Here is a 19,989-nt window from a genome sequence, read left to right on the forward strand (position 1 = left end):
TCGGCCCCCCGGCCGTTGTCCGCCGGTCCCGCTCTCCGTGCCTTCATCCTCATGGACGTCCATCTGCCCGAGGGGTTGCAGGTGGTCCGGAGAAATTTTTTTCGGGTGCCGGGGAAGTCTCCGTGATACTGCTGCCCATGTCCGATCATCAGACCGCGGTGCAGGTCGAGGCCGCCCCCGCCCCGCCCGAGCCCCGGCCCTCGCTGCGCCGGGACGTCTCGCTGCCCGCCCTGCTGGCCGGACTGGTCTGCATCGCCGTCTCCTTCTCCGGCCCGCTGGTGGTGGTGCTCGCCGCGGCCGCCGCCGGGCACCTGGACCAGGCGCACACCGCCTCCTGGATCTGGGCGGTCTCCATCGGCAGCGGGCTGACCTGCCTGCTGCTCAGCTGGTGGACGCGGACGCCGGTGATCACCGCCTGGTCCACGCCGGGGGCGGCCCTGCTGGTGGGCAGTCTCGGCGCGTACCCGTACCGGGAGGCGGTGGGCGCCTTCCTGCTGTCCTCGGTGGCGGTGGCGGTGCTCGGCGCGACCGGGCTGTTCGGGCGGCTGGTCCGGGCGATCCCGTCCGGCATCGTCAATGCGATGCTGGCCGGCATCCTCTTCACCTTCGGTGCGGGCATCTTCGCGGAGCTGCGCGGTGCGCCCGTCCTGGTGCTGGGCAGCTTCGCCGCCTTCCTGCTCGCCAAGCGCCTGGTGCCGCGGTACGCGGTGCCGGTGGCGCTGCTGGTCGGCGCCGTTCTGGCGGCGGCCACCGTCGGCCTGCCGTTGCACATCGGGGCGGGCGGGCCGACCCGTCCGGTGCTCACCGCGCCGGCGTTCTCCTGGGCGGCGACCGTCGGCCTGGCGCTGCCGCTGACCATCGTGGCGCTCGCCTCGCAGAACGCCCCGGGCCTCGCCATCATGCGGGCCTCCGGCTACCGGCCGGACGACCGGCTGCTGGTCGGCTCGACGGGCGTGCTCTCGGTGCTGCTGGCCCCGTTCGGCTCGCCGGGCGTCAACCTGGCCGCGATCACCGCGGCGATCTGCACCAGCGAGGAGAGCCACCCGGACCTGCGGCGGCGGTACGTCGCCGGGATGTCCGCGGGCGTGCTCTACCTGGTGGTGGGCAGCTTCGGCGGGGTGCTGGTGAGCCTGTTCACCGGGCTGCCGCACGTCCTGATCGCGGTGATCGCCGGGGTGGCGCTGCTCGCCTCCTTCCAGGGCAGCCTGGCCGGGGCGGTCGCCGACGAGCGCGGCAGGGACGGCGCCGTGGTGACCTTCCTCGCGACCGCCTCGGGGGTGACCCTGTTCGGCATCGGCGCTCCCTTCTGGGGTCTGCTGCTCGGGCTGGCCACCCACGTCGTCCTGCACCACCGCCGCGGCTGACCCTCCGGGCCGCGTCCCGCTATTCCGCCGGAATCCACCGCGTCCGTATGCGGAGGGTTCGTGGGCGCCTTTCACGGAAACCGTAGACCGAACGGCCGATCCCGGGCTGCGATCATGATGTGCATGCGGTAGGAGAAGGCGCCCCGAACGGCGGAATTCCGTGCGGGTACGGGCAATTCGGATCGAAATTCGCGACCGCCGGATCGTATGGCGCAGCGGGCCCCGCGGGTAGGCTGAGGCGGCTCGATCCGGGTGCGGTGGGGAATTCGGAATCACCCGCTCCGGTGCACGTGAATTTCTTCCGACGGGCAGCGGTGAGTGGCTGGTGACGAGGCATTGAGCGACCTGATTCGGGAACGGGAGCAGGAATTCGACGCGGAGGAGACGGCGGAGGGCGGGTCTCCGGGCCGTTCGCGGATGGTGCGGCGGCGCCGTGCCCTGGTCGTGGTCGCGGTCTCCGCGGCGCTGGTCGCCTGCGGCGGGCTGGGCGCCGCCACGGTGATCAAGTCGCCCGCGGAGCGGGCCGCGGACACCGCGCCCCCGCCCAGGACCCTGCTGACCGCCGAGGCCGCCCTGAAGGTGCTGACCCGCTCCACCGTCACCCGCGGCCAGGTCTATCCGCCGACCCAGTACAACGTCACCCCGGCCTCCGGCTCGCCCGAGATCACCCAGCTCTACGTCTCCGGGCTCGCCGTGAAGCCCGGGGACGCGGTGGGCAACGGGCAGTTGCTCGCCGAGGTCTCCGGACGGCCGCTGTTCGTGCTGAAGGGCGCGGTGCCGGCCTACCGCGACCTGAAGCCGGGCGCCGAGGGCCCGGACGTCGCCCAGCTGCAGGCCGCGCTGGCCGACCTCGGCCACGGCCGCGGCTCCGACGCCGAGGGCACGTTCGGGACCGGCACCGCCCGCGCCGTCACCGACTTCTACCGGAAGCTCGGCCACTCCGCCCCGACCGCCGGCGCCGCCGCCCAGCAGGCGGTGGACACCGCCCGGCGGACGGTGGAGGCCGACCAGCGCCAGGTCGACGCACTGAAGGCACACCAGGGCACCGGCACCGGCGCTGCCGATGCCGCGGGCCAGCTGGAGGAGGCCCGGCGGAAGCTCGCCGAGGACAAGGCGGCGCTGGCCGCCGCCGAGGCCGCGAACGGCCCGGTGGTGTCGGCCGGCGAGGCGGTCTTCCTGCCCGTCGTGCCGGCCACCGTGACCGCGGTGAACGCCCCCGTCGGTGCCCCGGTCGCGGGCCCGCTGCTCTCGCTGACCAGCGGCGACCTGGTGGTGACCGGCCAGCTGGCGCCCGCCCAGGCCCCCGGCATCGCCCCCGGCATGGAGGTGGAGATCCTCGCCGAGGCCTCGGGGACGACGGCCAAGGGCCGGGTCGCCGGGCTGGACGCGCCGACCACCGCGCCGCCCGCGGGCCGGGTGATCGCCATCGGCGGCGGTGCGGCGCCCGGTGCCGCCGGTGCCGCCGGGACGGGCGCCGCGGGTGCGGGGGCCGCCGGAGGTGCGGCCGCGCCGGGCGCTCCCGCAGCGGGCCCGCCCGGCGCCTCGTACGTGCCGCTGCGGATCGACCCGGCCGATCCGCTGCCCGCCGCGTTCGTCGGCCAGAACGTGCGGATCACCGTGAAGCGCAGCGCCACCGCCGATCCGGTGCTGTGCGTGCCCGTGGCCGCCGTGTTCACCGACGCCACCGGCCGGACGGCCGTCACCCGGATCGACTCGGGCGGCCGCCGGATCACCGTGCCGGTGACCCCCGGGGTGAACGCCGACGGGTACGTGGCCGTCACCCCCGTGCAGACCGCGCAGCTGCAGCCCGGCGACCCGGTGGTGGTCGGCCGGTGAGCGAGATCGTCCGGCTCGAGGGCGTGGGCCGCAGCCACGCGGGGCCGCCGCCGGTCACCGCGCTCCACCCGTGCGACCTGACCGTGCACAGCGGCGAGTTCCTGGCGGTCACCGGCCCGTCCGGCTCGGGCAAGTCCACCCTGCTGCACCTGCTCGGGCTGCTCGACACCCCGACCGCCGGCCGCTACATGCTGGACGGCATCGACACCGGGCAGCTCTCCGACCGGGACCGCTCCACCCTGCGCGGGCGGCGGATCGGCTTCGTCTTCCAGTCCTTCCACCTGCTGCCGCACCGCACCGCCGAGGAGAACGTGCTGCTCGCCGGGGTCTACAACCGCACCCCGGGGGAGCGGCGCCGGAAGGCCGCCCGGGACGCACTGGACCGGGTCGGCCTCGGACACCGGGCGGACGCCCTGCCGACCACGCTCTCCGGCGGCGAGCGGCAGCGGGTCGCGATCGCCCGGGCCCTGGTCAACCGGCCCGACCTGCTGCTCTGCGACGAGCCCACCGGCAACCTGGACTCGGCCTCCGCCTCCGCCGTCCTGGACCGCTTCGAGCAGCTCAACGACGAGGGCTTCACCCTGGTGATGATCACCCACGACCCCGCCGTCGCCGCCCGGGCCCGCCGGGTGGTGCGGATCGGCGACGGCCGCCTCACCGAGCCGGCGGCGCACCGGTGAGCGGCACCGGCCCGGTGGGCCCGCCCTCCCGGCTGTCGCCGCGCGACCTGTTCGGCGAGGCGCTGGCGGGTGTGCTGCAGCGCCCCGGCCGTTCCGCGCTCACCGTGCTCGGCACCGTCCTGGGCATCGGCGCCTTCGTCGCCGTGCTCGGGCTGACCGCCACCGCCTCCGGGCAGATCGGCGCGAGCTTCGACCTGACCAGGGCGACCACCGTCACCGTCGCCGACCACCCGTCGACCCAGGGCGTGGCCCCGGGCGCCGACCCGCCCACCGCGTTCCCCGCCGACGTCGACGCCCGGGCCGGGCGGATCGACGGCGTCACCGCTGCCGGTGTCTGGTGGCGCATCCCCTCGGACGACCTGCGGATCTCCGCCTCCCCGGCGGCCGGCGGCGGTGCCCATGGCCTCGCCCTGTTCGCCGCCACCCCGGGCGCGGTCGCCGCCGTCCACCCCACGCTGGCCGCCGGGGTCACCCTCGACCCGTACGCGCAGTCCGCCTCGCTGCCCGTGGTGCTGCTCAGCAGCACCGCCGCGACCCGGCTCGGGGTGACCCGGCTGGACGCCCAGCCCGCGATCTTCATCGAGGGCCTGCCGTACACCGTGATCGGCATCTACCGGGACGTCCAGCGGCTGCCGGACACCCTGCTCGGCATGATCATCCCCGGCTCCACCGCGCTGGAGCGCTTCGGCAACCCCGGTACCGGGGACGACCGGGCCGCCCGGCTGATCGCCGCCACCCGGGTCGGGGCGGCCGCCGTGGTGGCCGACCAGCTGCCCGTGGCGCTCCGCCCGGACGCCCCGGACCTGCTGACCGCCACCGCCCCGCCGGACCCGCACGGCCTGCGCGACCGGGTCACCTCCGACCTCACCGGCCTGTTCCTGGCGCTCGCCGCGATCTGCCTGGTGGTGGGCGCCGTAGGAATCGCCAACACCACGCTCGTCGCCGTCCTGGAACGCACCCCCGAGATCGGCCTGCGCCGCGCCCTCGGTGCCCGCACCCACCACATCGCCGCGCAGTTCCTCACCGAGTCGGCCGCGCTCGGCGCCCTCGGCGGCCTGATCGGCACCTGCCTCGGCGTGCTCACCGTCCTCGCGGTGGCCGCCGCCCGCGACTGGACGGCCGTCCTGCAGCCCTGGGCCACCCTGCCGGCGCCGCTGGTCGGAGCGGTGATCGGCCTGCTCGCCGGCGTCTACCCGGCCGTCCGGGCGGCACGGACCGACCCGCTCGCCGCGCTGCGCAGCAGCTGACCGGGGCGGCGGGCAGCCGCCGGGCGGGAGTGTCCGCGGGCGCCAGTGCGAGCCGACACGCCGGGGTGCCGTTGGTCCGGTTCGGCGAACTTCGGATGCGTCCGGTCGGCCGGGCGTGTCGTCGTGGGTACGTGTGTGCGACCACCACCCGGGCCCCCGCCGGGTGACCGGAGCCCGGAGGACGCACCCGCATGCCGCCTGGCAACCCTGGCCGGATCGTCCGGAGTCTGGCCGCCCTCGTGCTGATGTCGGCCGCCGTGCTGCCCGCGGCGCTCGAGGTCGCGGCGCCCGCGCCGTCCGCGGTGATAGGGCCGCCCGCCGGCCCGCTCGCCGAACGCGGAGCACCGCCGGCCCCCGGCCGGATCGACCTGCGGGCCCCCGGCGCGGCCCCCAGCGTGGACATCCGCCGGGCCGGGGACCCGGCCAACCGGATCACCCTGGTGCTCCTCGGCGACGGCTACACGGCCGCCCAGCAGCCGCTGTTCCGGGAGCAGGCCGACCGGGCCTGGCGGGCGCTGATGGAGATAGAACCGTTCCGGACGTACCAGAACTTCTTCAACATACGGCGGGTCGAGGTGGTCTCCCCGGTCGCCGGCATAGCCGAGGACGACGACGGCGGGCCCACGGAGACCCCGCTCGGCATGCACTTCTGGTGCGAGGGCACCGCCCGGCTGCTCTGCGCGGACGAGTCCGCGACCGCCCGCTACGCCGGGGAGGACGCCGGCCCGCAGTACCTGATAGCGCTCGCCAACTCCGAAGAGTACGGCGGTGCGGGCGGCACCGGCGTCACCACGCTGGCCGGCGGCAGCCCCGACGCCGGCCGGATCATCCAGCACGAGATCGGCCACACCGTGGGCGACCTCGGCGACGAGTACGACAGCGCCCCCGACGACCCCGGCTACGCCAACCTCTCGGCCGTGGACGCCGACGAGATGCTCCGCACCCACGTCAAGTGGTGGCGCTGGCTCGGCGCCACCTCGCCCGACGGCGGCGGCGTGGTGGGCGCGTACCGCAGCGCCAACGGGCTGTACCGGCCGACCGCCGACTCGGTCATGCGGACCCTCGGCGGCACGTACAACCTGCCCTCCCGGGAGGCGATCGTCGAGCAGGTCTACCGCCGGGTGAAGCCGCTGGACGGCGCGGTGCCCGCCCCCGGCCCGGTCGCCGGGCGGCCGCGGCTGCAGGTGAGCGCGGTGCCGCTGGAGGGCCCGAGGCAGCTGCAGATCGAGTGGACGGTGAACGGGAAGCCGGTGCCCGCCGCCGGCGGCAGCTGGCTGGACACCGCCACCCTGGGCCTCGCGCCGGGAGCACGGGCGACCGTCACCGCGACCGTCCGGGACACCACCGACTGGGTGCGCGACGAGGCCTTCCGGGACCGGTACATGACCCGCACCGTGAGCTGGACGCTGACCGGCTGACGGGCGGGCCCCGCGGTCCGCCGGTGCCCGGTCGGGCCCGGTTCGTACCCTGCCCGATTGGTCAGGTCATGGGATGACTAGGCTCTGGTGCCATGAGCGCGGACCCTGCCGACACCGCCCGCCCCCTTCCCCCACTCCATTCCTCCCCGCCCCTGCTCCGGCCCGTCCCGCCGGGAGGGCGCGCCGCCTGGGCGGCCTGGGCGGTCGGCGCCTCGGTCTACCTGCTCGCCGTCGTCCACCGCACCAGCCTCGGCGTCGCCGGCCTGGACGCCGCCGCCCGCTTCGGCATCGGCGCCTCCGCGCTCTCCACCTTCGCCGTCCTGCAGGTCCTGGTGTACGCGGCGATGCAGATCCCGGTCGGCCTGCTGGTGGACCGGCAGGGCGCCCGGCGGGTGCTGCTGCTGGGCGTCCTGCTGATGAGCACCGGACAGCTGGCCTTCGCCTTCGCCGACTCCTTCGGCCCGGCGCTGGCCTCCCGGGCGGTGCTCGGCTGCGGCGACGCGATGACCTTCATCAGCGTGCTGCGGATCGCCGCGCACTGGTTCCCGGCCGCGAAGAACCCGCTGATCGCCCAGCTCACCGGGCTGGTCGGGGTCGGTGGGAACCTGGTCACCACGGTCGTGCTCGCCCGGGCCCTGCACGAGCAGGGCTGGACGGCCACCTTCGCCGCCATCGCACTGGCCGGCGCCGGCGTGTTCGCGCTCGTCGCGCTGGTGCTGCGGGAGGGCCCCGGACACAGCCGCAGGGCCCGGCGCGACAGCTCCGCACCGGGCCTCCCGGTCGGCCGGCAGATCCGGGACGCCTGGGCCGAACCCGGCACCCGGCTCGGCCTGTGGGTGCACTTCACCACGGCCTTCCCGGCCGCCGCCTTCGGCCTGCTCTGGGGCATGCCCTACCTGGTCGAGGGGCAGGGCATGAGCCGGGCCGCCGGCGGCGCCCTGCTGACCCTGCTGGTCGTCAGCAACATGGTCTTCGCGCTGGTCTTCGGCCGGACGGTCTCCCGCAGCCCGCGCACCCGGATGCCGCTCAGCCTCGCCGTGATCGCAGCCACCGCCCTCTGCTGGGCGGCCGTCCTGGCCTGGCCCGGCGGCCGCCCGCCGCTCTGGCTGCTGCTGGTGCTGATCGCCGTCATGGGCAGCAACGGCCCGGCCTCGCTGGTCGGCCTCGACTACGCCCGCTCCCACAACCCCGCCGAACGCCTCGGCACCGCCTCCGGCATCGCCAACATGGGCGGCTTCGTCGGCACCGTGGTGACCCTCCTCGGCATCGGCGTCCTGCTGGACATCCTCGCCTCCGCCGACGGCACCCACACGGCCGAGGCCTACCGCTGGGCCTTCTGCTGGCAGTACATCCCCATGGCGGTCGGCACCGCCATGATCCTCCGCCTCCGCCGCAGGCTCGCCCACTGAGGCACACCGCCGGCCCGCCCCGCGCGGGGCGGGCCGGCGGCCGGATCAGGCCGCGCCGATCTCCCGGAGCAGATCCGCGACGTCGAGCGGCGTCCCGGAGAAGCGCACCCGGCCGAGCTCACAGCGCACCGTGCCGCCCGGGTGGTTGCGGCGGCCGGTCTCCGCGAGGTGCCGGACCAGCTCGACCAGCTTCAGCCTCGGGCAGCGCGGCAGCGCCACACTTCCGCGGATGCCGACCCGTTCCACGCTCGGGCACCGGTAGTACGGCCCGAACGGAGGCCCGCTGTCCTCCTCCCGGCTCGGAACGCGGAACTCCATCTCGCCGTGGCGGCAGTGCACCGTCCCGTCCGAGCGGACATGGGCGCTGATTCCGTCACTGAAGGTGACGTCGGTAAGGATCTCCACCTGCTGGCCGACCGCCTCGGCCAGCGTCTCGCCCATCCTCCGGCGGTGGTGCCCCGCATCGAAGTCACCTCGGCGGACGGCGGGCAGGAGATCTCCGGTGACCCAGTCCTGGAAGGGCTCGGCGGTCGGTTTGTCGGACCGCATGATCAGCCGGTAGAGGCCGGCCTCGCTGATCACCCCGACCACTGGGTTTCCGCGCCCATAGGGTTTTCCACCTGCGGAAACGTCATAACCCTCAGGCGGGCTGAGGGTTACGATCCGAAGGTCGATCCGCTGGGCGTGGGCCTTGTGCAGCCCCCTCACGGCCTCGCTCGGGTTGGTCAGCCCGAGAATCCTGCACACGTCCGCGGTGACGAACCACGGCTCCCCGTGGATCACCACCACCCTGATCGGCTGCCCGGTGACCGGGAAGCTCGACGGCACCAACACCATGTCGGCCTCGTCGTTCATGCCGCCCCCTCCTTCACTCTCGGTGATGGGTGCTGCACGGATCAACGAGGCCGAACGGATGAAGTGGCGGTCGGCAGGCGTCGTACGGGAGTGCGAGGGCGCGCGCCGTCCGGGTACGGGGCGCGCGCCCGGGGCGGACGCCGATCAGGGCTTCAGGGGGTCAGGGTGAAGTGGGCGAGGACGCGGGCGGCGAGTTCGGTGTCGCCGTCGACGCGGATGGCGGCGGCGGCCGTTTCGGGGCGGATGCGGCCACAGGCGAGCCGGAGGTAGGTCTCCCAGTCCAGGTGGAACTGGACGTCGGGGGCGAGGCCGACGGAGGTGTCGACGGTGCCGCGGCCGGATGCGTCCACGCGGACGGTGCGCAGGAACTCCAGCGGCCCGGTGACGTCGAAGACCACCGTGGTCCCGGCCGGGGCGCCGGCCAGCTTGGCGACCACCTTGGGCAGCCCCTGGACGAGGTAGTCGCGGGTGACCGCGGCGCCGGGGGAGTCCAGGTTGCCGGGCACCCGGAGGGCGCGCCGCAGGTCCTGCTCGTGCACCCACACGTCGAAGGCGCGGTTGCGCAGCAGCTCGACGTAGGGGATCTCCCGGGAGAGCGGCCCGGCCGGCCAGCGGACCAGGTCGTGCGGCTGGTGGCGGGCGTTGCGCAGGGCCCGCATCCGGCGGATGACGGTGTACTCCAGCTCGCTGGTGATCTCCACGGGCGTGTGGCAGCGGCGCTTGTCGACCGGCAGCTCGACGTACCGGGCGAACTCGGTGGTGACGTGCCGGAGGTCGCGGGGGAGCGAGTGGATCGGCCGCGGGTCGCCGAGCAGCTCGGACTCGACGGCGATGATGTGCGAGGCGACGTCGCGCACCGACCAGCCGGGGCAGTCGGTGGGCCTGTTCCAGGAGTCGGTGGGCAACGGGGCCAGCAGTTCGGCCACCGATTCGATGGACTGCGTCCAAGCGTCGGTGTAAACCTGCACGGTCTGGTTGTCCGCCACAAGCATCTCCGGGCCTCCGTCAGCTTCCAACACGCTCCGCCGGCCGCCGCCGGGACCTGGGGGCGCAAGTGCTACCCGCACGTTACGCTGTCGGGTCACAGCGGGACAGCGCTTTCGGGTGATGATCGTAGGACTCTTGCCGTGGACGGTGGTACTGTGCGCGCTTCATTGATCCAACTCGCGGTCTCCGACACCGAGCCGCCGGCCGAGCGGCGCTCCCGCGCGGCTGCGCTGGTCAGGGCCCAGGAGGGTGCGGATCTGGTGGTGCTGCCGGAGCTCTGGGCGCTCGGCGGCTTCGCCTACGAGGCATGGTCGGCGGGGGCCGAGCCGCTGGACGGCCCGACCGCCGAGGCCATGTCGGCCGCCGCCCGCGCGGCCGGGGTGTGGCTGCACGCAGGTTCGATCGTCGAACGCGATCCTGACGGCCCCATCTACAACACCTCGCTGCTCTTCGCGCCGGACGGCGCCCTCACCCACACCTACCGCAAGATCCACCGTTTCGGCTTCGACAGCGGTGAGGCGGTCGCCATGGGCGCGGGCCAGGAGATCGTCACCGCCGACACCGGCGTCGGCCGACTCGGCCTGGCCACCTGCTACGACCTGCGCTTCCCCGAGCTGTTCCGGGCCCTGCTGGACGACGGCGCCGAACTGCTGGTCGTCCCGGCCGCCTGGCCGGAGCGCCGCCGCGAGCACTGGACGCTGCTCGCCCGGGCCCGCGCGGTCGAGGAGCAGGCCTTCGTCCTGGCCTGCAACACGGCCGGCACCCACGGCGGCGTGCCGCAGGCCGGGCACAGCCTGGTGGTGGACCCGTGGGGTCGGGTGCTCGGCGAGGCCGGGGCGGACGAGGAGGTGCTCACCGTGGACCTCGAGCCCGCCGAGGTGGGCAAGGCGCGGGCCGACTTCCCGGTGCACCGGGACCGGCTGCTCGGCATTCCGGCACCCGTCCAGCGCTGACCGGCCGCGGCCGGGCGGCCGGACCTGCCCCGGCCGGGCTGTCCGGTTATGGGCGTGATGAGGCACTGTGCACCCCGGGGGCGTGTTTGAGAAGATGAGCCGCCATCGCGTTCCGCGCTGGCTCCCTGACACCGCCGGAGGAGGGTGGCCCGCATGTACGGCACCGGTGCCGCCCGTCCCCCGATCCAGCGCAACAGTCTGCGCGAGCAGATCGCCGACGCGCTGCGCGAGGAGATGATGGCCGGCCGCCTGGCGGCCGGCCGGAACTTCACCGTGAAGGAGGTCGCCGAGCTCTACGGGGTGTCGGCGACCCCCGCCCGCGAGGCCATGGTCGACCTCGCAGCCCAGGGACTGCTCCGCGCCGAGCACCACCGCGGCTTCACCGTTCCGGCCTTCACCTGGCGGGACTTCCTGGAGATCTTCGAGGCGCGGACCCTGCTGACCGACAGCGCGCTGCGCAGGCTCACCGCCCACCCGGCCCACGGCTCCGGCGGCTACGACTGGTCCCGGATGCCCTCGCTGCGCCGCCGGGCCGACGCCGCCTCGCGCGCCTCCCGGGCCGGCCAGCTGGACGTGCTGGTCGGCTGCGACCTGCGGTTCTGGCAGGAGGCGGCGGCGCTGCTCGGCAACGCCCGGGTCGCCGACTACCTCGGCTGGCTGCGGGTGCAGGCCTGGATGTTCGCCGCCCCCTACCTGCGGCAGGCGGCGGACCTGGGCGGCGTCTGCTGGGACCGCCACGGCGACCTGGTCGACCGGATCGAGGCCCGCGACATCGCCGGGGCGCACCAAGTGGTCAACGACTACAACCTGTTCACGCTGGAGCTGCTGGCTCGGCTGGCCGGCGAGGACGTCGAGTCGGTGCCGGTAACCGGCCTGCTGCGCACCCCGGTCGCCGGACCGGAGGCGGCCGCCCCGCGTCCCGCCGCCCCGGCGGCGCTGCCGGACGAGGCCACCCGGGTGCCGCTGCCGCGGTCGGTGCCGCCGGGGCGGTTCGGCCGCCCGGTGCGGCCCTCCGGGCCCGTCCGGGGCCGGCCGGGGCCGTCCTGAGCCCGCGGCCCCGCCCGCCCCGTCGGCGGCCGACCCGAGGGCGACGTGCGGCGCCGGCGTCCGGGTAGGGTGGGCGCTCGTTCCCCGACCACCGTCGGCCGCGCGCGGCGCCCGACCCCCGGAGAGGATGGGCCGGCCCATGGCCTGCGACCTCTGGCTCGTCCCGCTCGTGGACGTCCTCACCTACAGCCCCGAGAACCCCTTCCGGGACGATCTCGTCCGCTACAACTCCGTGCTGGCCGGCCACGGACTGCCCGAGGTGCCGGTGCACGGCTACGCGCCTGGCATCACCGGCGACGTCGAGCCGATAGCCGCCTTCGACTACGACTCGCTCCACTTCCTGCGCCGCGCCTACCTGTTGGGCGTGACGGGCTTCCAGATCACCCCGGTGGACGCGCTCGGCGGCGACTACGAGCAGCTGCTGGAGATGTTCGAGTCGACGGCCGAACAGTCGCACCTGGTCTGGCACTTCGACCACGCCGGGGCGTACGTGCCGGTGGAGTTCCCCGTCCCGCTGGTGGACGACGAGCTGCTGGCCACCGGCGGGCCGCTCGGCTCCTCGTACGGACTGCTGCGCGAACTGCAGGCGGTGGCACCGGTGTTGGGCATCGACGTACTGGAGCCGCCGGCCCCCACCCGGCCGCTCTCGCCGACCGGCCTCGAGCAGCCGTTCGCCCCGCCGCTGGACGACGCACACCACCCGTACGCACGGGAGCGGCACGCCTGGGCCGGGCTCTACGCGGCGGCCACCCGCAGCGTCACCCAGGGCTCGATGATCGTCTTCGCCTGACCCCCAAGGCCCGCCCCGACCCCGGGGCGGAGCGAGGGAGCGAAGACCGCCCCGAGCCGAAGGGCCCGCCGGTGCCGAAAGCGAGGAGCGCGGGAGCGCAGCGACGGAGCGACGACCGTCGGCGCCGGGTCAGGAGGGCCTGGAGGCGAGCGGGCGACGATCAGCGCGACGACCGTCGGCGCCGGGTCAGGAGGGCCCGGAGGCGAGCGGACGATAGAACAGCGGCGAGCGGGCGACAAACTAGCGCAGCGGCCCCTCCGGGGGACGCTGTCGTGGCATGGTGGGCCGGGTGCCCGGCGGGGGCAGGACGCGGACCTGGGCGCCGAACCCGCCCTCGGAGCGGCCGCCCCAGACGCCGGGCGCCTGGGTGGGCAGCTGGGTCATCGAGGCGCGGAATTCCAGCATCCACTCCGAGGTCTCGGTGCGGACCATGTCCGAGACGTCCTCGCAGAAGCGCCGCAGCACGCCCAGGCAGCGCTCGGCGGCCTCGCCGGCGGTGCCCTCGGTGGGGCCGAGCACCTCGCGGACGCACTCCGAGGCCCAGTCGAACTGGAAGGCCTCCAAACGCCGTTGCAGCGCCTGGGTGGTGGAGACGTCGCGCATCCAACCGGAGGTGAGGCCGAATCCGCGGTCGGTCAGCAGGCAGGCGGCGGAGAGTGCGAGGCCGAGGTAGCCCCAGCCGGCCGCCCCGTCCAGCACCCCGGTCAGCCCGACCAGCGGGGCGCTCACGCCGCCGATCGCGGACACCCCGGCGCCGAAGCGCAGCAGCCGCGCCCACCGACGCTTCCAGATGCGGTCCCTGCGGTACCAGTCGATGGCCTCAACGGCCCGCTCCTCGGACCACCGGTAGAGCTCCTCGAGCCGCTCGGCGGGCTCTCCCCAGTCACCCAAAGGGAATTGGCGGGCACTCAGATCGGTGCGGCGGCGCGTGGGGGTGCGGCCGGTCGCGGCCACCGAGGGCTGGTCCTCCTCGCCGACGTCCTTGCCCCAGGGACTCTCCTCGGGTTGCATTTCCGGCTGGCTCACCTGTGGGGCTCCCTGTGGCGGGTGACAGTGCAGTCCTGGTTGGACGCCCGGCTGACGCTGCGTCGGACATGGCTCCGTGCGGCGGTGCGAGTCGCCCATGGTGCCGTGCTCCGGCGCGTCGCCGGTTTTCGTCCATCAGCACTTCTTACCCCCAAATGGCTTACCGTGTGGGTGCTTCGGCTGTGATCGTTATCCGGGTTCGGGTCCGGAAGCCGAGGTGAGAGGGTTTCGCCGGGCGGCGAGATTTCACTCTTCCGAGCGAGGCCCGAGCGGCCTGCGGGCATGACCCCGGGGCTGCGCCGCAGCCCGGACGGACGCCGGATTGGACGATCCTCCAGATCGGATGCGGAGAAAAGCGGCACGATTGGAGGTTTCGCCACGGCCGCCGGGAGGGCGGAACCGGCCACCGACTACCCTTGCCAAGCGTGAAGGTCCTCGTAATCGGCGGCGGCGCCCGCGAACACGCCCTGTGCCGCTCACTGTCCCTCGATCCCGCCGTCACCGAGCTGCACTGCGCCCCGGGCAACGCCGGGATCGCGCAGGTCGCCACGGTGCACCCGGTCGACCAGCTGGACGGCGCGGCCGTCACCGCCCTGGCCGCCGAGCTCGCCGCCGACCTGGTCGTGGTGGGCCCGGAGGCGCCGCTGGTGGCCGGTGTGGCCGACCCGCTGCGCGCGGCCAGCGTCCCCGTCTTCGGCCCGTCCGCGGAGGCCGCCCAGCTCGAGGGCTCCAAGGCCTTCGCCAAGGACGTGATGGCCGCCGCCGGCGTGCCGACCGCCCGCTCCTACGTCTGCACCACCGCCGAGGAGGCGGCCGCCGCGCTGGACGCCTTCGGCGCCCCGTACGTGGTCAAGGACGACGGCCTCGCCGCCGGCAAGGGCGTCGTGGTCACCTCCGACCGCGCGGCCGCGCTGGAGCACGCCGCCTCCTGCGAGCGCGTCGTGATCGAGGAGTACCTGGACGGCCCCGAGGTCTCGCTGTTCGCGATCACCGACGGCACCACGGTGCTGCCGCTCGTCCCCGCGCAGGACTTCAAGCGCGCGCTGGACGGCGACGAGGGCCCCAACACCGGCGGCATGGGCGCCTACTCGCCGCTGCCGTGGGCCCCCGAGGGCCTGGTCGACGAGGTGCTGGCCACCGTCCTCCAGCCGACCGTGGACGAGCTGCGCCGCCGCGGCACCCCGTTCTCCGGCCTGCTGTACGCGGGTCTGGCGCTCACCTCCCGCGGCACCCGGGTGATCGAGTTCAACGCCCGCTTCGGCGACCCCGAGACCCAGGTCGTGCTGGCCCGGCTGCGCACCCCGCTGGCCGGCGTGCTGCTGGCGGCCGCCGACGGAACCCTCGGCGAGCTGGAGCCGCTGCGCTGGGACGAGGGCGCTGCGGTCACCGTGGTCGTCGCCTCCGAGGGCTACCCGGCCGCGCCGCGCACCGGCGACCCGATCGAGGGTCTGGACGAGGTGGCCGACGAGCACACCTACGTGCTGCACGCGGGCACCCGCAGCGGCGACGGCGGCGAGGTGCTCAGCGCGGGCGGCCGGGTGCTCTCGGTGACCGCCACCGGTGCCGACATCGCCGAGGCCCGCGAGCGCGCCTACCGCGGCATCGCCCGGATCTCGCTCAAGGGCTCGCACCACCGCACGGACATCGCGCTGAAGGCCGCGCAGCAGTAGGCCCGGCCGCTCGCCGAGGGCGCTGCGCCGTGGGGACACCCCCATGGCGCAGCGCCCTCACCCGTTTCCGGACCCGCCGCGCCCGGCCCCGGGGGCCGTACCCGGCCAGGAATCCAGCCCTTCGGGTGACTCATCGGGCATCCGGCTGACGCAACGGGGGCTGCAGTCGTAGGGTGCGCTGAATCGCGCCCGCCCGGGGCACCGCTGCCATGGCCGCCACCGGGTGGTGCGACGCTCCCGGGGGGATGCTGGGGGCGTCCGGATCGTTCGCGCCGTCACCAGGACGAGTGGAATGCAGTGCGATCCGGAACACCCATCTGTACGAGGGCGTCAAAACTGTCAGAAGAGCCATGCAGGATGCACAACCGGGGGCGGCTGCCGCCGTGTCCCGGTCGGATACTGATCATTTCGAGTCGCTCGGACGTCCCGGCCCCCGGTCATCGTCATCCCGGTCCGCCGACGCCCGACTGCTCCGAAGGGGGTGCCGCGCCGAATGGCTGCTGTCGACGCCGCACGCGCGCATGCCCAGGCCGTGCTGCGAATCCGCGGCTGGGCCCTGGCCGCCACCGTTCTCCCCGCCGCCCTGGCCGTGGTGCTGTTCGCGGGCCGGTTCACCGGCCGGATCGGCGCACCCGGTGCGCCCGACGCGGGCCCGTGGGACGCCGTCCGATGGGTGGTGGCCGGGGTCGCCGTCCTGGCCCTCGCCCTCGGCTGGCTGGTCCGCCGCTCGCACCGCACCGCCGTGCCACCGGTCACCCCGGCCGTCCCGGTCCGCCCCGAGGAGGCCCCCGAGCTCTACCGGCTGCTGGCCGACCTCGCCGAGCGGCTGGAGGTGCCCGCCCCGTCGGGCATCGCGCTGACCCCGGACTGCGACAGCTGGCTGGAGGAGCCGCCCGGCCCGCGCCGCCGCGGCCTCCCGCACGCTGCCCCCGTCCTGGTGATCGGCTCGCCGTTCCTGTGGTGGATGCGCGCCGGTGAGTTGCGGGCGCTGCTGGCCCCGGTGGTGGCCGGCACCGCGGCGGCCGCCGACCACGACATCGCCGCCGCCCGCCGGTTCGTCCGCAGCCTGGACGCGTCGCTCGGCGAGCCGCACCGCGGGCCCGCCGCACTGATCGACCGGATCAACCGGGCGCTGCTCTCGGCCTGCCGGGAGCACTCCGCCGAGCTGGAGCGCTCGGCCGCGGCCTGGGCCTCCCACCAGGCCAGGGCGGTCGACTACGGGCTGCGGATCGCCGCCCAGGAGCAGGTCGGCCTGGCCTACGCCGGGTGGGACCGCCTGCTCACCCGGGTCGCCCTGCCGGCCTGGCGGCTCGGCCGCCACCCCGAGCACCTGAACGCGGGCGTGGTGGCCGCCCTCACCGAGCTGGCCCGTCGCGACCGGCTCGCCGACGGGTACGAGACCCGGCTCGGCGACCGCCCCGCCTGCGACCTGCTGGAGGAGCCGGGCCGGGTGGACGCGGCCGTCTCGCTGCTCGCCGCCGAGCTGCTGCACCAGGTGCCGTCCGGCGGCTGGCAGCCGCTGGAGTGGGAGGCGTACGCGGCGGAGGTGGCGGCCCGCGGCTGGCGGGAGAAGTCCGCCGGGCTGGAGGCCGCGCTCAACGGCGCCGGGCGGGCCGGCGGCCCTCCGCTCGGGCGGGTGCTGGCCCGGCTCGCCTCCGGCGGCGGTGACGACCTGGCCGAGGCCCTGGCCGCCCGCGGCGACCGTGCGGCCGTGCCCCGCAGCGGGCGCGACCTGCTGGCCGAGCACCTCACCGCGATGGTCTGCTGCGCCGTGGTGGACGCGGGTGCCGCCGTGCCGGGGCTGGACTGGCTGGACGGCCCGGTGCTGCTGATGGGCGGCGTCCGGCGGGCCGACCTCGCCGCGGTGGTCGCCCAGGCCGTCGAACTGGGCAAGGACGCACCGCTCCGCGGCTGGCTGGAGACGGCGGGCGTGCGGCTCGCGCGCCCCGTCCGCAGTTGATGACGAATCAGGTCGAATCGGGCGTCTTGCCTACCAGTTGCTACGGTGGGGTGACGCAGTGCCAGCAACCTGTGGTGTGCTGGACCGCACGCACATCCGTGTGGCACATGCCAGCCGCGGACGGGCGGGTCGAGCCCGACGCCGGCGACCGTGGGAGGGGCCCGTGGGGACGGAACTCAACCGCCGGTGGGAGTCCGGCACGCTGGCGCACGGCGTGTCCGACCCCTTCGGCCAGGGGCCGCTGCCGTGGCTGCGCAGCCCCGACCAGTACCTCGCCGACGGCGGGGTGCCCTGGTACGTCAGCGTCGACGCGCCGGGCCAGCAGCCGTTCACCGCGCCCCGCCCCGCAGTGCCGGTCAACAGTCCGGCCAACGCCGACGACGTGGACCAGCAGATCAAGGGATTCGCCTCGGCCGGCGTGGTGCGGCCCGGCGGTTCCGTGGACTTCCGGGTCACGGTCAACCCGCCCCGCGAGTTCACCGTGGACGTCTACCGGATCGGCCACTACGGCGGCGACGGCGCCCGGCACGTCAGCTCCAGCCCGCTGGTCTCCGGCCTCGCCCAAGCCGCACCGCTGGTCGTCGGCCGCACCGTCTCCTGCCACCACTGGTGGCAGTCCTGGCGGCTGCACATCCCCCCGAGCTGGCGCGCCGGGGCGTACGTCGCCGTGCTCACCACCGCCGACGACCGGCACCGCAGCCACATCCCGTTCACCGTCCGCGACGCGGACCCGGCGCACCCGGCCGAGCTGCTGCTCGTCCTGCCCGACGTGACCTGGCAGGCCTACAACCTCTTCCCCGAGGACGGGCACACCGGCGCAAGCCTCTACCACGCCTGGAACGCCGAGGGGCGGCTGGTCGGCGAGTCCGAGGCGGCCGTCACCGTCTCCTTCGACCGCCCGCACGCCGGCGCCGGGCTGCCGCTGCACGTCGGCCACGCCTACGACTTCATCCGCTGGGCCGAGCGCTACGGCTACGACCTGGCCTACGCCACCGCCACCGACCTGCACGCCGGGCAGGTCGACACGTCGAAGCACCGGGCGATGGTCTTCCCCGGGCACGACGAGTACTGGTCCGAGCCGATGCGGCGGGCCGTCGAGGAGGCCAGGGACACTGGCACCTCGCTGGTCTTCCTCTCCGCCAACACCATGTACTGGCGGGTGGACCTGTCGCCCGGCCCCTCCGGCGAGCCCCACCGGCTGCTCAACTGCCGCAAGCGGCAGCGGGTCCCGGCGGGCAGCCCGGCCGCCGGGCTGCCCGGCAGCGCCAGCGCGCTCTGGCGCGAGGCCGGCGAGCCCGAACAGGCCCTGCTCGGCGTGCAGTACGCGGGGCGGGTGCCCGTGCCCGCACCGATGATCGCCCGCAACACCGCGCACTGGCTCTGGTCCGGCACCGGCCTCCAGGAGGGCGACCCGCTGCCCGGCCTGGTCGCCGGCGAGGCCGACCACTACCACCCGCGGGCCCCGCTGCCCGACCACCTCGAGCGCACCCTGCTCGCCCACTCCCCGTACCGGGACAGCGCCGGTCGGCTGCGGCACCAGCAGACCTCCCTCTACCGGGCGCCGAGCGGCGCGTACGTCTTCGCCGCCGGCACCTTCGCCTGGTCGCCCGCACTCGACCGCCCCGGGCACACCGACGACCGCATCCAGCGGGCCACCGCCAACCTCCTCGACCACCTCTGCAAGGAGGCCAGGCAGCTCTCGTGAAAGACTCGGGCCGTCAGCCCCCTTCCCTGAGGACGAGACGACCTTGAGCGGATTTGTCACCAAGCCCGAGCCCGTCCAGGTTCCCGGCCTGGTCCACCTGCACACCGGCAAGGTGCGCGACCTGTACCGCGCCGCCAACGGCGACCTGGTGATGGTGGCCAGCGACCGCACCTCCGCCTTCGACTGGGTGCTGCCCAACGAGATCCCCGACAAGGGCCGCATCCTCACCCAGCTGTCGCTGTGGTGGTTCGAGCGGATCGCCGACATCGTGCCCAACCACGTGATCTCCACCGAGCTGCCGGCCGGCGCCCCCGCCGACTGGAAGGGCCGCACCCTGATCTGCCGCAGCCTGGAGATGGCGCCCGTCGAGTGCGTCGCCCGCGGTTACCTCACCGGCTCCGGCCTGGAGGAGTACCGGGTCTCCCGCACCGTCTGCGGCATCGCCCTGCCCGAGGGCCTGGTCGACGGCTCCGAGCTGCCCGCCCCCATCTACACCCCCGCCCTCAAGGCGGAGGTCGGCGAGCACGACGAGAACGTCCCCTACGAGGAGACCGCCCGCCGGGTCGGCGCCGAACTCGCCGCCAACCTGCGGCAGACCACCCTCGCCGTGTACACCCGGGCCCGGGACATCGCCCGCGAGCGGGGCATCATCCTGGCCGACACCAAGTTCGAGTTCGGCCTGCTCGACGGCGAGCTCGTCATCGGCGACGAGGTGCTGACGCCGGACTCCTCCCGGTTCTGGCCCGCCGACCAGTGGGAGCCGGGCCGCGCCCAGCCGTCCTTCGACAAGCAGTTCATCCGCGACTGGCTGGCCTCGCCGGAGTCCGGCTGGGACCGCAGGAGCGAGCAGCCGCCGCCGGAGCTGCCGGCCGCGATCGTCGAGCGCAGCCGCGCCAAGTACATCGAGGCCTACGAGCGCCTCACCGGCACCACCTGGGCCTGAAAGGGCAACCCGTAGGGGCGCGTGGGGGGGCGCGGCCCCGACCAACGGGCGGGGCGGCACCCCCCCCGACCGCTGTAACGCACCACAAGAGCAACGCCA

At 74.8% G+C, this 19,989-nt stretch carries 16 protein-coding genes; 13 read left to right on the plus strand and 3 right to left on the minus strand.

Translation table 11 applies throughout. From position 1 onward, the window contains the following. The first annotated feature begins 137 nt into the window (after positions 1-137). From AB0M03_RS32740 to AB0M03_RS32765, 6 genes are all read left to right on the plus strand, one after another. Positions 138-1,364 (plus strand): benzoate/H(+) symporter BenE family transporter, encoded by a 1,227-nt coding sequence (locus AB0M03_RS32740; RefSeq protein WP_363498332.1) that lies wholly within the window; start codon positions 138-140, stop codon positions 1,362-1,364. A gap of 336 nt (positions 1,365-1,700) precedes the next feature. Further along, entirely contained in the window at positions 1,701-3,200 is a 1,500-nt protein-coding gene (locus AB0M03_RS32745; RefSeq protein ID WP_363498335.1) for a peptidoglycan-binding protein, read from the plus strand. Beyond that, complete coding sequence (locus AB0M03_RS32750; RefSeq protein WP_363498338.1) at positions 3,197-3,880, plus strand: ABC transporter ATP-binding protein; 684 nt, start codon at positions 3,197-3,199, stop codon at positions 3,878-3,880. Before AB0M03_RS32745 ends, AB0M03_RS32750 begins: the two co-directional genes overlap by 4 nt. Beyond that, positions 3,877-5,127, plus strand: coding sequence for an ABC transporter permease (locus AB0M03_RS32755; RefSeq protein WP_363498341.1), 1,251 nt, complete (start codon positions 3,877-3,879; stop codon positions 5,125-5,127). The genes AB0M03_RS32750 and AB0M03_RS32755 overlap by 4 nt, the downstream gene beginning before the upstream one ends. Before the next feature lie 191 nt (positions 5,128-5,318). Beyond that, a complete protein-coding gene (locus AB0M03_RS32760) occupies positions 5,319-6,545 on the plus strand; it encodes a M64 family metallopeptidase (RefSeq protein ID WP_363498344.1) in 1,227 nt (408 codons plus the stop codon). Positions 6,546-6,637: 92 nt separating this feature from the next. Next, positions 6,638-7,954, plus strand: coding sequence for an MFS transporter (locus AB0M03_RS32765; RefSeq protein ID WP_363498347.1), 1,317 nt, complete (start codon positions 6,638-6,640; stop codon positions 7,952-7,954). Between the two features lie 45 nt (positions 7,955-7,999). On the opposite strand, the gene AB0M03_RS32770 is transcribed toward AB0M03_RS32765, so the two are convergent. Both AB0M03_RS32770 and AB0M03_RS32775 read right to left on the minus strand, forming a co-directional pair. Then, a complete protein-coding gene (locus tag AB0M03_RS32770) occupies positions 8,000-8,809 on the minus strand; it encodes a Bro-N domain-containing protein (RefSeq protein ID WP_363498350.1) in 810 nt (269 codons plus the stop codon). A 152-nt stretch (positions 8,810-8,961) separates the two neighbouring features. Then, positions 8,962-9,795, minus strand: coding sequence for a maleylpyruvate isomerase family mycothiol-dependent enzyme (locus AB0M03_RS32775; protein WP_363498389.1), 834 nt, complete (start codon positions 9,793-9,795; stop codon positions 8,962-8,964). 156 nt (positions 9,796-9,951) lie between these two features. Between AB0M03_RS32775 and AB0M03_RS32780 the strand changes: the two genes are divergently transcribed. From AB0M03_RS32780 to AB0M03_RS32790, 3 genes are all read left to right on the plus strand, one after another. Beyond that, positions 9,952-10,749, plus strand: a complete 798-nt coding sequence (locus AB0M03_RS32780; RefSeq protein ID WP_363498353.1) for a carbon-nitrogen family hydrolase — start codon at positions 9,952-9,954, stop codon at positions 10,747-10,749. Between the two features lie 153 nt (positions 10,750-10,902). Continuing rightward, entirely contained in the window at positions 10,903-11,796 is an 894-nt protein-coding gene (locus AB0M03_RS32785; protein WP_363498356.1) for a GntR family transcriptional regulator, read from the plus strand. Positions 11,797-11,935: 139 nt separating this feature from the next. Then, positions 11,936-12,586: a hypothetical protein gene (locus AB0M03_RS32790; protein ID WP_363498359.1), complete on the plus strand. Its 651-nt coding sequence runs from the start codon at positions 11,936-11,938 to the stop codon at positions 12,584-12,586. A 240-nt stretch (positions 12,587-12,826) separates the two neighbouring features. Here AB0M03_RS32790 and AB0M03_RS32795 read toward each other — a convergent pair whose 3' ends face one another. Continuing rightward, positions 12,827-13,597 carry an SLATT domain-containing protein gene (locus AB0M03_RS32795; RefSeq protein ID WP_363498392.1) on the minus strand — a complete coding sequence of 257 codons (771 nt, stop codon included), beginning with the start codon at positions 13,595-13,597 and terminating at the stop codon, positions 12,827-12,829. Between the two features lie 440 nt (positions 13,598-14,037). On the opposite strand from AB0M03_RS32795, the gene purD reads away from it, so the two are divergent. The 4 genes from purD to AB0M03_RS32815 all read left to right on the plus strand — a co-directional run bounded on the left by purD (position 14,038) and on the right by AB0M03_RS32815 (position 19,890). Beyond that, entirely contained in the window at positions 14,038-15,282 is a 1,245-nt protein-coding gene (gene purD, locus AB0M03_RS32800) for a phosphoribosylamine--glycine ligase (RefSeq protein WP_363498362.1), read from the plus strand. A 493-nt stretch (positions 15,283-15,775) separates the two neighbouring features. Then, positions 15,776-17,242 (plus strand): hypothetical protein, encoded by a 1,467-nt coding sequence (locus AB0M03_RS32805; RefSeq protein WP_363498365.1) that lies wholly within the window; start codon positions 15,776-15,778, stop codon positions 17,240-17,242. A gap of 163 nt (positions 17,243-17,405) precedes the next feature. Further along, complete coding sequence (locus AB0M03_RS32810; RefSeq protein ID WP_363498368.1) at positions 17,406-18,947, plus strand: N,N-dimethylformamidase beta subunit family domain-containing protein; 1,542 nt, start codon at positions 17,406-17,408, stop codon at positions 18,945-18,947. A 43-nt stretch (positions 18,948-18,990) separates the two neighbouring features. Continuing rightward, positions 18,991-19,890, plus strand: coding sequence for a phosphoribosylaminoimidazolesuccinocarboxamide synthase (locus tag AB0M03_RS32815; protein WP_363498371.1), 900 nt, complete (start codon positions 18,991-18,993; stop codon positions 19,888-19,890). Positions 19,891-19,989 lie beyond the last annotated feature (99 nt).

Source organism: Kitasatospora sp. NPDC051914 (assembly GCF_040680995.1).
In the GTDB taxonomy this organism is placed as follows: Bacteria; Actinomycetota; Actinomycetes; order Streptomycetales; family Streptomycetaceae; genus Kitasatospora.